We start from the raw sequence: 12,860 nt of genomic DNA on the forward strand, positions 1-12,860 counted from the left end.
TCGAAAATCGGATAAAGCGGGCTCGGTTCATGGACCGCAAGAAAGACGCAAGAGAGAAGATCCAGCTCGGCGGCCTCATCGTCAAAGCCGGACTTCGCGAAACCGACAAGGCCATCCTTCTCGGCATCCTCACCGATGCCGCGAAACAGCTTGGCGATACAAATCAGCGCGACAGATGGCGCGCGATCGGAAAGGCGGCGTTCAAGGATGACAGTCAAAAGGGCAATGTTGATGCTGATCCCGATAGCCCTCATGCTGGCGGCGGTGTGGGGCTTGAGCGGGATTGAGACGAAGATGGCCGCGCTCGCCACAAATCAAAAAGCCTACATGATGCTCGGCAGGATCGGGCTCACCCTCCCCTCCCTCGTCGCTGCCGGCCTCGGTCTCATTGTTCTCTTTTCAGCGCGCGGCAGCCTCGACGTTAGCTGGGCTGGCGTGGGCGTACTCATCGGCGGCCTGATGGTGTTCACCATCGCGGCGCTCCATGAGGTGCTGCGGCTGAATTCATTTTCGTCTCAGGTGCAGCCTGGGACAATCCTGCAATATGCCGATCTCTATTCGCTCAGTGGTGCAACCGGCGCGCTCTTCGTCGGCCTGTTCGGATTGAAGGTCGGCCTGAAAGGAAACACGGCGTTCGGCGTCAATCGGCCGAAACGCGTTTCCGGCCGACGGGCCATCCATGGCGAAAGCGACTGGATGGACAACGCGATGGCTGCAAGGATCTTTCCGGAGCAAGGCGGAATTGTCCTGGGTGAGCGCTACCGGGTCGATAAGGATAGCGTGACGGAGGTCAATTTCGATCCGCGCCATAAGGAGACCTGGGGCAAAGGCGGCAAGGCTCCCCTCGTTGCATTCGATCAGGGGTTTGGATCAACCCACGGCATCGTCTTTGCCGGATCGGGCGGCTACAAGACGACATCGGTAGTCATTCCGACCTGCCTTAAATATCCTGGTTCGATGGTCGTCCTCGATCCATCGACAGAGATAGCGCCGATGGTATCTGAGAGCCGCAGCGCGATGGGACAGAAGGTTATCTGTCTCGATCCAAAGGAATCTGACGTCGGTTTCAATGTCCTCGATTGGGTCGGACAGTTCGGCTCGTCAATCGAAGAGGACATTGCGACGGTCGCGGCCTGGCTCATGTCGGAAAAGCCGCGGCTTGCATCCGGCGCCGATGACTTCTTCCGCACCAATGCGGAACAGCTCATTACCAGCGTAATCGCGCATGTGGTCTTTTCCGATCAAGAGAACGCCACGGGAAGTCGGTCGCTGCGCGCCGTGCGGAGCATTCTGACGAAACCGGAGGAGAACCTGAAAGAGTTCCTGGCCGACATCCACGACACGGCTCCGACCGAGTTCGTGAAAGAGCTTGTCGGTCCGTTCATCAACATGACGCCTCAGACCTTCTCGGGCGTCTATGCGACCGCGGCCAAGGAAACGCACTGGCTTTCCTATGACAACTATGCGGCGCTGGTATCCGGCAACACGTTTGGAACGGATACGATTACCAACGGTCGGACGACGATCTTTCTCAACATCGATCTGTCCACTCTGGAAAATCATCCCGGCATGGCCCGTGTGATCATCGGTGCGTTCTTGAAGGCTGTCTATAACCGGGACGGCAACGTCAACGGCCGGGTGCTCTTCATGCTGGATGAGGCTGCGCGCCTCGGCTACATGCGCATCATCGAGACGGCCCGTGATGCCGGTCGCAAATACTGCATCTCGCTCTTGATGCTATTTCAGTCTCTCGGACAGATGCGGGAAGCCTTCGGCGGGAAAGATGCCACGTCCAAGTGGTTCGAATCCGCGTCCTGGGTCTCCTTCTCCGCGATCAACGATCCGGACACGGCCCGGTACATTTCCGACCGCTGCGGCATGACGACAATCGAGGTGGAACAGGTCAGCCGCTCCTCGCGCGGTGGTCATGTCACCCGTAACCGGTCCCGCCAGCTCTCTCAGCGTCCTCTCATCCAGCCGCATGAAGTTCTGCAAATGCGATCCGACGAACAGATCATCTTCACCAGCGGCAACGAACCACTGCGTTGCGGCCGGGCCATGTTCTTCCGACGGAACGACATGACCGAGAAAGTCGGCGCGTCCCGGTTTGGCAACTCAAGCCAGGCGAAGAACTGATGAAAAGCAGGATTATCAAACGTCCTATCGGGGTAGGTCCCTGGGGATAGAAGTTCGGCGATACCCTACCAAGACGGTCTGGCGCGCTCGATGCGCGCCAGGCTGTCACCATGATGAAGACTGCGAGAGGGCTTTCGCCCTCTCGCGATTGAACGTTTCAAAAGCCAATATCGAGAAATGCGGCTGTCCGGCCTGACGCCTCCAGAATGGCAAGGGCGCGCGGGTTGGCCTTCAGTGCCTCTTGAGCGGCGGCTAGACGATCCCACGGTTCAACGTTTTCAAAGACTTCCTGTTCGCCGTAAGCATCGACAAATCCGCAGTACTGCGGTTCCGTTTTAAGAGCGTCTAGTCGAAACTGCACGCTGGCGATCACTTGATAAGCCTCGCGGAGCTCGGCCCAGTAAGCTGCACTGCCGCCGTCGATGGTGTTGACTTGATTGATCATTGATTTGTCCTTTCGTTTTTCTGACGAAAGGTCCCCACTTCTGCACGACGAGGGAGTCAAGGACCGCGCAGCGGCCGGCGGAGCCGGTGAGTGGGGGAGCCGATTTTCTCGTGGACGCGCGCAGCGTGGCCGCGTGAAAATTGGGGGAACCGCTCATCCTTTACTCGTGAGGAGTTGGAGTACGATGGGCTTTCACAGAAGAAGCATAAACCTCCCGGCTGGGTGATGCCTCATCGGCAAGCGGAGCGCGCAGGGCGAAGCCCGGAGATCAATTGGGCCTTTCATCGGCCCGAAGGCCGGGGGATTAACCCCGGCGATCGCTGTTCAGATAGTCATTCGGAATGACGGCCTGAAGTGCATCGTCATCCTGATCCGGATACCGGCCGAGGTTCGCGTAGAACTTCGAGTGGCCCGTGTTGATGGTGAGCGAAAAGTACGGATCGCCGTTGGCGTTGTTTCGCTCCCAGATGCCACCGATATCGATGCGCTTGCCGGCTGGGCTCTTGGCATAGAGCCGGAACTTGGGGGCTTTCTCGTTGTCGCTGTGCAAGGCTTCGCCGGTCACATCGACGTCGAAGGCCAGAGTTGCAATGTTGCCTGTGAGCTTGTCACCGGCGAACTGGATGTAGTTGGTGAGGTTGTCGGTCATCTTCCGGTTCCTTTTGTTCGAATTGCCGATGGACAAAAAGAACGGCCGCCAAGAGCGCGGGCCGCACCCCGAAGGGACCGCAACGCCAGTGCAGGACCGCAGGGCGGGAAGAATTTGGGTAGCGAGGAGCCGGGAACCGGCGGGGAAATTCTTTGCGCCCAAGGTTGAGGACGAGCTCAAGGCCGTATTGTCCAATCGTCGGCATATTCGGATAGCTCCAATGGGAACCGGAAGATGACCGGCCCCCTGCCCTCTCCGCAATCTGTTTCGCCTGGCTAGCGGACTGGCCCGCCCTTGCCTCGCTCCGCCGACTTCGCTTGTTCCAGCTTGCGGGCTTCCTGTCGAACACGAACCTGCCCCTTGTCCAGCACTTTCAAGGTGCTCTTCACCCGCTCTATCTGTTTGGGATCGAGGCCGTGTTTCTGGGAGAGCTCCGCATGCCTTTCAGGCTTCATGTGCGCACGGATCTCCCTCAAGTCCGTGCCGAAGCGTTTTTCCAGCGTGGCCATCACCTGCCGGAGCTCGGCCTTGTGCGCCTCGGTCAACGGCATGGTTTCCTGAATGGCTTTCATCAGCGATTGGCTTGGCGCGCTGACCTCAACCCGCGCCTGGTCGACAACGGCGCGGCGCTCCTGGGCCATCGTCTTGCGGATCCCGTGCACCACGTTGATGTGGGTTTCCACGATGGCACGCAGGTTCACGGTACCGGCAAGGGCATTCCGGCGCGCAAGCCGCTCTTCGCGGCTGGAAGTTATGCCGCCTCGCCCTGCGAGTTTGCCGAATTTCTCGGGACCGTCCTTCAATTCATAAGCCAGCGAGGCATCGCCAAGTTTGCCCAGTTCTGCGGCGTCTTTCACCCGATTGATAACCTTTTGAGGATCCGCGAAGACGACCTTGAGATGGCGCTCCAGGCTCTCGGTCGATTTGATGGCAGCTTTTGAAACCGCAAGCCGGTCCTGCAGCTCCTCTCTCGTCACCTCGGGGCTGAGCACCTTTTCCGGCACCATGACGCCGGCGGCTTCATAAACGAGAGATTCAAGGCGCTCCTTGGTGGAGCTAAGAACACGTTCGGCATTCTGTGCCGGCGGCTGGCCCAGAATGGAAAAATCCGATTGGACCGTGATCGTGATTTCTGCATCGCCTGCCGGCAACCTGACAGGAAGGTCCGCCCGGTCCAGCGCGACGATGCCCTTTTCGGTCAACAGGCTGGCAACGCGGTCGCTGTGTCCCAGGATTTGACCGGTCAGGGTTTCGCCTGGACGGGATGCGCGTACATTGTAGTCGAACGGGTTCTCTCCAAGCCGTTCCAGATCCGAGAGTGCGCCCCGGATGGCCTCCCGCCGATTGGGATTTAGGGAGTCCTCGAGGAGATGTTGCATCAACGGGCTTTTCGGATCGTGGGTCGTCTCGATGGAGGCCTCGATCATGCGTGCCTTGGTGATGACGGATAAATCCACCTCGCGGCCATAGTGCTGACCGAGCATCGTAATGAAGGCTTCCTGGGCGCGGCCATTGCCTTCCCGAAAGGGGTGAACGTAGTTGAGCTCCGACAGCGCCAGGGCCGCCCGTCTGGCGAATTCTTCCGGGGTGGCCGATTTCATGACACTCTGGTCTTGAATCGGCTTCAAGGCTTCGTTCAAGCCCAATTCCAGACGGGAACCGTGCAAAAAGGACGTTCCGCCTTTCGATATGACGCCGATCGGCTCAACGCGCTCGCCATCAATGACAGGGCATTCGTTCCGGGTATGCCCTGCCCACTCGTAGACATCCTGAAAAATGAAGCGGTGTATGGCTTTTAAGTGAGCAGCGTCGAAGTTGCCCGAGGGGCCACGGCCTTGAACGACTTCTGCCATCCGCGAGGTCGTTAGCGCGTATTCGGCGGTCGTCAGATCACTTCGGGTTCTGAGGTTCAACTTGTTCCGCAGGACGCCTGAGCGCTCCGGATCCCCTGGAACGTCCGGATAGGTGTAAGAGCCTTTTTGTTCGTTGCTCAAACAGAATTCCTCACAAAAATAAGCCGCCCATTCCGGGGCGGCCTGGACCTTCTCTGAAGGGAATTCAGGACTTTTGAAAGCGGGCCATCATCTCGGCGCGGTGCTCTTCAATCGTTATGTCGCCGGCGACATAGCGAGCGTTGGCGTTTTCCAGAACCGGATCATGAACATAGCCCTGCCGTTTGTTCGCTGCGGTGGCTTGCTCAATGGCTCTGCGGCGCTGTTCCACGGCTTCCGGGGAACGATCTGGACGGGAGGAATGAACGTTCATGGGGTAGTCTCCAAACTACGGACCTAGCAACTGACGCCATAGAGAGCCTGAACCGGGAAAAGTTCCTAACTCTCTAACCTATAATAGCATTTTTGGCTGTCGAAGGCGAATGCCGAGCGTGTTTGCCGTTCATCTACCGAAGGTCCGGCCTTGCAAGCGAGCGATCGGCAAAGCTTATCCCGGATTTCGTCACCGAACGCGGATCTGGCAATCAAGACTTCCAATCAAACGAATGGATCGACAAGTTGCACGCCTGTCGGTTCAAAATCAGACGCGTTCCCGGTAACGACCCATCCGTTACGGGTCAAAGCCTGAGCAGCAATCATCAGATCAGCGCCGTTGTGACCAATTCTCGCGGAGAGCTCACCCCAACATAAGGCATCTGATGCGGTAAACTCCAACAACCGGTCTCCAAACATTGAAACCGTCCGGTCCAACCACTGACGAAGATGCTTGGCAAAATCCATATTCCGCCGTTCCTGAAGCCGGATTCCTCTTTCAATTTCGCCAAGCGTGACAACGCTCACATAGAGCGTTTCCTCCGGCTTATCCGACAACCAGGCAGCGACCTTGGGCGCTCTTTCCGCACGCCTTGCGGCAGTAATCACGTTTGTATCCAGAACATAGATCAAAATTCGACATCCCGGGGCGTTACCTTTGATCGCTCAATGCCCTCTCCCGGGAAGCTGAGGACATGGTCTGCAAAGCTCTCGCGCCGCCCCTTCGCTTCTCTGAGAAGCCGGCGATACTCTTCCGAGGAAATAACGACGACAGCTGGTTTGCCTCTGCGGGACACTTCCTGAGGCCGGCCAGCCATTGCGGCTTCAACCACAGCGCTGAATCTGTTCTTTGCATCTTGAAGAGAAATCATCTCGCCCTCACTAACTGGCTAGCTATCTAGCTAGATAGCATTTTCTTCATCGATTTCCAAGTCTATCGTGTGGTCAGCGCAAGTTTTCGCCGCCCGGTCCGCGCGTCCACCGCCTCACACCAGCCCATGCAGAGACTTGTGAAGGTGGAGTTTGCCCTCCCCTGCCCTGTCAATCATGGCGCGGAAATACCCGCCGGGCGAAGCAATGTGCTCCGGATCCCGCAGCGCCTTCTCTGCGACAACCACAAGGCAGGCCGCGGCCAGATATCTGCCTTGCCGCTCGACAGCGAGCTGATATCCGGCTGGACTTAGGCCGATCAGCAGGCGCAACTGTTCAGCAGCTCCACAAAGGGCTGGCCAACTGTTCAAGTTGATCCCGGTTTCTGCCTGTACCGATGAACATGCCGACTGGATGAGTCCTATGGAAACGCCATCCAGGTTGGTTTCGGGTAATTTGCTTGGTCCTGCCCTGCCCGCTTGCGATTTCGGCCGTTGTGTTTCCGAGCGACCGCCGCAAGGCTCTTTTTCAAGAGCCATTTCAACGGCGAAGCCGTTGTCAGAAGGAAACTTAGTGTCTTGCTCGTTAGAGCAAGTCCGCTGAGAATTACTTCTAAGAGAGTCGGTTTGGGTTGTAATAGATAAAGGGCTGACATCAATGTCACCCGCGGATGACAATTTATCCTTTATTTCCAACGAGTGGGCGTCATGGAGAGCCAGAATTTCCGTGTAGATCGTTTCCAGGATCCCCGCCTTTTCCACGACAGTCAGTTCATCCCGGTTCACAACTGAATGGGCCCGTGCTGCAAAGCCGTGAAACTCCGCAGGCTCCAATTCGACCACGTCGGCGATCGCCCGTGAAAAGCGCGTGACGGCCCGCTTGGCTTCCTGCTCTGCCTTAATCCGGCGCTGGAACGCATCCGCCTGAGCCTTGAAGGCTTCCAAGTTGAAGCATGCAGGCGTGAAGTCGAGCCCGTAGGCCTGCGCGAAATCTCCGTCTGAACCGCGGTACATATAACGGCGCCCAGTCGGGCTGTCCCGATAGGCAAGCACTCCGGCTTCGACGAGCTTCTTCAGGCAGCGGGTGACGGTGCGTGTGGTGCGCCGTGTGTATTCGGCGAGCCGTTGATTTGAGATCGCCACCACCGGCCGTTTCCCTGTCTGGAAGTCGTCCGCCTGGACGAGGCCCAGGAGAATATCCAGGACATGGTAGGCCGTGCCATCAATACCAAGCGCCGGCGCGACGCGTTTCAGAACCAGGGAGATTTCCTTTTTGGTGACCTTCGGCCGATCCTCCTGGGACGCCAGATGCGCGCTCGCAAGGATCCCGGCAGACACCTTGCGAAAACTCGCAATCTGCTGAGACGAAGACATAAGTCCTCCTTTGCCGGAAGCGCATAAACGCGACCGGACACTGAGTGTTCAGATGCGAGACAAGCAAAAAGACGCAAGAAATCGTGCTCTGCTCAAAGACAGAACTTGCGTTGCGCTACAAGTGATTCTATGATTTTAGCTGCTACACATAGAGCATAGGCACTCGTGCTTATCTCAAGTTTGGACCCGCCCTTGTGGCGGGTTCTTTCGTTTAGAGCCTCATTTACTCCCCCCTCTCTTTCATGTAATCCGCATAGAGACTGTTCAGTTGAGCCTTCAAAAACTCATCGAATCCTGGAGCTTTAGCTCCATTTACGGTGAACGTAGTGCCGCTTTTGGTCGATCTGATCGTCACCGGTACGTGCTCAACATGTTGGACCACCATCTTTGGTTTTTTCGGCTTTATTGCTTTCTTCGCGCTGCGAAGCACGAATTCGAAACGCTCGTCCGAAGTCAGCTCTGCGATGTTGTCCGCGGACAACATTTCTCGAAGTGGCTTCCAATCAACCAATTTTGCTAACTCAGCAAGTTCCATCCATTTTCGTCGCCCTGTACCAGGAGCGGCGCCAATCGCAACAATCAATTCGACGGGCAATTCTCTGATCAGCTTGATCATTTTTGATACAGCCGCTCTGTCCACTTTGAGCGCAGATATAATGACATTCCGCTTGAACTTTTGGTCTTCCAATCGCGCTGCAAACAACGCACGTTCTATATAGGAAAGATTGGTTCTGGCACTGTTTTCCTGCCCTTGAAGAACGACCAGTTGCTCATCGTTCAACTCCCGAACGACAGCCTTGACCTTTCGATTGAGGCTTCTGGCCGCCCGAAGTCTACGATGGCCGAATGCCACCTGCATGCGACCCTTTTGAGCCGGGTTTGGACGAACAAGGATTGGTACTAATTGCCCGTGCTCATCGATTTGTTGAACAAAGTCCCTCTCGACTTCCGGGTCCGCTTCCAAACGGTCGCGAACAAATGAATCGTCTATTTGAGAGGGATCCAGTTCAACGACCTTTTGTCCTTCCAACAGTTGCCGTTCTAATTCACTAGCACGGTCCATCTGACTTGAGAGTGAGCCAAGAGTTTTTGCGATGCCTCCAACCGGTGAACTTGACCGTCTATTTGGCGTGATGCCCGCCAGTGGGCGATCCGATTTATTTGGATCCCCTTGGATTTCACCATCCTCGTCCGACGAAAAACTGATCAGGTCTTTGCGTGCCATCCCTTACCTCCGTCCCCAAGTCACGTTTAAGAGGTCTTCGATTTCCTGGTTCACGAGAGACATAGATTCCATTGCGCGATCATAAGTACCGCGCACAAATTGGCTTCTTTCGACTTCATACAAAGTTTGCTTGGTAACACCGGCATCAGAAATAGCAGTAGATTTAAGCATCGCATGTTGAAGCATGCGATTTCCAAATATTGAACGCATAAACCCGGTCATCTGGCTTTGTGGTCCATCGTTTGGTTCGAAGCGAGTAACCAAGTAACGCATCCAATCATAGCTGGTACGCCCTCCGGCCTTTTCGACAACACTCATCAATTCAGCTGTCATAGAAAGAAATTGGGACATAGACATAACGTCCAACATCTGTGGATGTACGGTGATCAATACTCCTGTGGCCGCACTTAAGGCCGACATCGTTAGAAAGCCAAGCTGAGGTGGGCAATCAATGACTACAACGTCGTAATAGCTTTCAACGCTTGTCAGCACCTCCCCTATTCGGGCGAAAAACATGGACGCTGAACGTCCTTCAGACATTGCTTTGGGCGTTTCATGCTCGAATTCCATCAATTCAAGATTGCCTGGAACAATATGGAGGTTTGGCGTATATGTGGATCGAATGATTTCGCTTAAGGCTCGAGGGTCTTCATAACGGATAGCACCGTAAAGCGTTTCTCCCTCGTCGACATCTAGTTCGGGTTGATGTCCGAACATCGCTGACAATGATGCTTGTGGATCAAGGTCAATTGTTAAAACGCGGTATCCACGCAACGCCAAGAACTGAGCCAAATGAGCAGATGTGGTGGTTTTTCCGGAACCACCTTTGAAGTTCATTACAGTGATAACCTGAAGCTTTTCATCTCCCCGACGGATCGGCACATATTTTGGCGTGCCATTTTTCTCGTCCAAGACCTGACGTATATGATCCATGTCCTCGACAGAATATGTGCGCCTACCGTTCTCGTTTGGTTCGGGGCCATGCCCATCAGCGGCGACCTGACGTAAATAGCCTTCCTTAATGCCAATCAATTTAGCTGCTTCTGCAGGCGAAAATCTTCGGATAGTCTTTTGAGAAGCAGGTGGAAAGATTTTTCGTTGATGTATCTGCAATTGATGAGCGAGCTCATTCGCGTCCGCCGAAAGTGTCGTTGGCAGGTGTTCAGCAGCACCTTCAACCAGAAGATTGGTGTCCATCTCGAAAAATCCTCGAACTGCGCATTTTTGAAAACTACGCCTCAAACTGCGCTGTTACAATATGCTCCGATTCGTTACCAATTTACAAACGCTTAACCAAGTGCATTTTTCAGCCTAGTTTCGACAAGAACTTCGCATTGTTGTCCGCGGACAACTTTTTGGAGTCACCCGGCACATTTCCTTCAACCTTTTGCCGCCAAAGTGACAGCACTTCCTCGTCGAGCCAAGCATCTCTGTATTGACAAACGCACGTGGATGATGGCCGATGGCAACGTTACCAGGGGTGCCCCGGCAAGGGGCTGAGATACTGCTGGGCCGTTGATTGATGGCAGCGCAGTGACCCGTTGAACCTGATCCAGTTCATACTGGCGTAGGGACGGTGCAAGCGCTGCAGTACGACGTTGCCCAGAATCCGGAGCGTCATGGCGTCTTTCCATCATTCCGGCTTCGAACTGGGTCTCCAACTTGAAAGATTGGAGCCTCAGAATGAACATTGCCACCAAGACTATTACGCCCGAAATCACCAAGGGGCCGCTGCCTGCCTCTACAAAGGTTTACAAGCCGGGCGAAATTCATCCCGATATCCGCGTACCAGTGCGCGAGATCGCAGTCCATCCGGCCGCCGGCGAACCGCCCGTCACGGTCTATGATGCCTCCGGTCCCTATACCGACCCGACCCAGGCGATCGATATTGAAATGGGACTGCCGCGCCTTCGCGCCGAGTGGATCGCCGCCCGCGGTGACACGGAGGAATATGAGGGCCGCATGGTCAAGCCGGAAGACAACGGCTTTGCCACCGGCGAGCGCCTGACACTGCAATTCCCTAACCTGCAGAAACCGCGCCGCGCCAAAGACGGCAAGACCGTCACCCAGATCGCCTATGCCCGCGCCGGCATCATCACGCCAGAGATGGAATTCATCGCCATCCGGGAAAACCTTGGTCGCAAGGCTGCAAACGAAAAGCTTCCCCGTGATGGAGAGAGCTTCGGCGCGGCGATCCCGGATTTTGTTACACCGGACTTCGTCCGCGAGGAAGTCGCCCGCGGGCGCGCGATCATCCCAGCCAATATCAACCATCCGGAAGCGGAGCCGATGATCATTGGCCGGAACTTCCTGGTGAAGATCAACGCCAATATCGGCAACTCTGCCGTCACCTCGTCGATGGCGGAGGAAGTCGAGAAAATGGTCTGGGCGACTCGCTGGGGCGCCGACACCGTCATGGACCTATCGACCGGGCGCAACATCCACAACATTCGTGAATGGATCATCCGGAATTCGCCGGTTCCGATCGGCTCGGTGCCGCTCTACCAGGCGCTGGAAAAGGTTGGCGGCATTGCCGAGGACCTTACCTGGGAAGTCTTCCGCGACACGCTGATCGAGCAGGCCGAACAGGGCGTCGACTATTTCACCATCCATGCCGGTGTCCGGCTCTCCTACATTCCGCTCACCGTCAACCGCGTTACCGGCATCGTATCGCGCGGCGGTTCGATTATGGCCAAGTGGTGCCTGCATCATCACAAGGAGAGCTTCCTTTACGAGCATTTCGAGGAGATCTGCGACATTTGCCGTGCCTACGACGTTTCCTTTTCACTTGGTGACGGCTTGCGTCCGGGCTCGATTGCCGACGCCAACGACGCAGCGCAGTTCGCCGAACTGGAAACGCTCGGAGAGCTGACGAAGATCGCCTGGGCGAAAGACTGCCAGGTCATGATCGAAGGCCCTGGTCATGTGCCGATGCACAAGATCAAGGAGAACATGGACAAGCAGCTTGCGGTCTGCGGCGAGGCGCCGTTCTACACGCTCGGACCGCTGACGACCGACATCGCGCCGGGTTACGACCATATCACCTCGGGCATCGGTGCCGCGATGATTGGCTGGTTCGGCACGGCGATGCTCTGCTACGTCACGCCGAAGGAACACCTCGGCCTTCCCGACCGCAATGATGTGAAGACCGGTGTCATAACCTACAAGATCGCCGCCCATGCCGCCGACCTCGCCAAGGGTCATCCGGCAGCGAAGGTCCGCGACGACGCCCTGTCGCGCGCCCGTTTCGAGTTCCGCTGGGAGGACCAGTTCAACCTCGCGCTCGATCCGGAAACGGCCCGTTCGATGCATGACGAGACCTTGCCGAAGGAAGCCCACAAGGTCGCGCACTTCTGCTCCATGTGCGGTCCGAAATTCTGCTCCATGCGGATTTCCCACGATATCCGCGACGCTGCTCGTCAAGAGGGCATGGAGGCGATGGCAGTCAGATATCGTGCTGGCGGCGATCTCTACATGCCAAAGGATCTGTAGTTCATTCGCAGAGGGGAGGGGAGATTCGAGGGGAGGGGTTTAGGGCTCCCTTCGCCCGATGGCCTACCGCTCGATGCGGTAGGCGAGCGGAATGGGCTCCAAAATCGGTATTTTGATAAAAGGCCTTTGCTCAGCTATTCCGGGAGCGGTCCTGCGGCACCGTTTCACGGTTTTGTCACGCTTGGCCGCCGTTTTTCACGTTTGCACACTACCGGCCGATGTCGCGAGGACATCCGATTGCCTGTTTGACATCCATCATTTGGAAAATTCAGAGAATTGACTTATATTCTTGTCCGGAGTGGGATGGCAGGTTTCCCCGCCGCCCCCTTCCCTAAAGTATGAATTGGACCCGGATTTCGATTTGCAAGGTCGTCCGGGTCTTTTTCACTTTAAGGGTAACGCTGAT

Annotated in this window: 12 protein-coding genes, 1 pseudogene and 1 riboswitch; of the genes and pseudogenes, 3 read left to right on the forward strand and 10 right to left on the reverse strand. The window is 56.1% G+C overall.

The window, feature by feature from the left end:
- The first annotated feature begins 29 nt into the window (after positions 1-29).
- The gene (traD, locus tag FIV03_RS30605) at positions 30-287 is read left to right on the forward strand and encodes a conjugal transfer protein TraD (protein ID WP_062492143.1); all 258 of its coding nucleotides are present in this window, start codon (positions 30-32) and stop codon (positions 285-287) included.
- Complete coding sequence (gene traG / locus FIV03_RS30610; RefSeq protein ID WP_265733584.1) at positions 232-2,136, forward strand: Ti-type conjugative transfer system protein TraG; 1,905 nt, start codon at positions 232-234, stop codon at positions 2,134-2,136. Before traD ends, traG begins: the two co-directional genes overlap by 56 nt.
- 157 nt (positions 2,137-2,293) lie before the next feature.
- Here the strand turns inward: traG and FIV03_RS30615 are convergent, their stop codons facing one another.
- The 10 genes and pseudogenes from FIV03_RS30615 to repA form a co-directional block, all read right to left on the reverse strand.
- Positions 2,294-2,581 carry a hypothetical protein gene (locus FIV03_RS30615; protein ID WP_062492139.1) on the reverse strand — a complete coding sequence of 96 codons (288 nt, stop codon included), beginning with the start codon at positions 2,579-2,581 and terminating at the stop codon, positions 2,294-2,296.
- A gap of 304 nt (positions 2,582-2,885) precedes the next feature.
- Complete coding sequence (locus FIV03_RS30620) at positions 2,886-3,230, reverse strand: DUF736 family protein (RefSeq protein WP_062492226.1); 345 nt, start codon at positions 3,228-3,230, stop codon at positions 2,886-2,888.
- Between the two features lie 275 nt (positions 3,231-3,505).
- Positions 3,506-4,237 carry a BID domain-containing protein gene (locus FIV03_RS31990; protein WP_228148177.1) on the reverse strand — a complete coding sequence of 244 codons (732 nt, stop codon included), beginning with the start codon at positions 4,235-4,237 and terminating at the stop codon, positions 3,506-3,508.
- Positions 4,238-4,333: 96 nt separating this feature from the next.
- Positions 4,334-5,224: pseudogene (locus FIV03_RS31995) on the reverse strand (Fic family protein); the annotation flags it as partial.
- 64 nt (positions 5,225-5,288) lie between these two features.
- Positions 5,289-5,495, reverse strand: a complete 207-nt coding sequence (locus FIV03_RS30630; protein WP_062492137.1) for an antitoxin VbhA family protein — start codon at positions 5,493-5,495, stop codon at positions 5,289-5,291.
- Between the two features lie 224 nt (positions 5,496-5,719).
- Positions 5,720-6,127, reverse strand: a complete 408-nt coding sequence (locus FIV03_RS30635; RefSeq protein WP_062492135.1) for a type II toxin-antitoxin system VapC family toxin — start codon at positions 6,125-6,127, stop codon at positions 5,720-5,722.
- The gene (locus FIV03_RS30640) at positions 6,124-6,366 is read right to left on the reverse strand and encodes a type II toxin-antitoxin system Phd/YefM family antitoxin (protein ID WP_082809967.1); all 243 of its coding nucleotides are present in this window, start codon (positions 6,364-6,366) and stop codon (positions 6,124-6,126) included. The genes FIV03_RS30635 and FIV03_RS30640 overlap by 4 nt, the downstream gene beginning before the upstream one ends.
- Before the next feature lie 114 nt (positions 6,367-6,480).
- The gene (gene repC / locus FIV03_RS30645; RefSeq protein WP_062492133.1) at positions 6,481-7,737 is read right to left on the reverse strand and encodes a plasmid replication protein RepC; all 1,257 of its coding nucleotides are present in this window, start codon (positions 7,735-7,737) and stop codon (positions 6,481-6,483) included.
- 223 nt (positions 7,738-7,960) lie between these two features.
- Positions 7,961-8,962 (reverse strand): plasmid partitioning protein RepB, encoded by a 1,002-nt coding sequence (repB, locus tag FIV03_RS30650; protein ID WP_152508057.1) that lies wholly within the window; start codon positions 8,960-8,962, stop codon positions 7,961-7,963.
- Between the two features lie 3 nt (positions 8,963-8,965).
- On the reverse strand, positions 8,966-10,159 hold the full coding sequence (gene repA, locus FIV03_RS30655; RefSeq protein WP_088665297.1) for a plasmid partitioning protein RepA: 1,194 nt from the start codon (positions 10,157-10,159) through the stop codon (positions 8,966-8,968).
- 269 nt (positions 10,160-10,428) lie between these two features.
- Positions 10,429-10,554: riboswitch (TPP riboswitch) on the forward strand.
- 91 nt (positions 10,555-10,645) lie between these two features.
- Between repA and thiC the strand changes: the two genes are divergently transcribed.
- On the forward strand, positions 10,646-12,454 hold the full coding sequence (gene thiC, locus FIV03_RS30660; protein WP_152508056.1) for a phosphomethylpyrimidine synthase ThiC: 1,809 nt from the start codon (positions 10,646-10,648) through the stop codon (positions 12,452-12,454).
- The last annotated feature ends 406 nt before the right edge of the window (positions 12,455-12,860 follow it).

The organism is Labrenzia sp. THAF187b, from assembly GCF_009363375.1.
Lineage (GTDB): Bacteria > Pseudomonadota > Alphaproteobacteria > Rhizobiales > Stappiaceae > Roseibium > Roseibium algicola.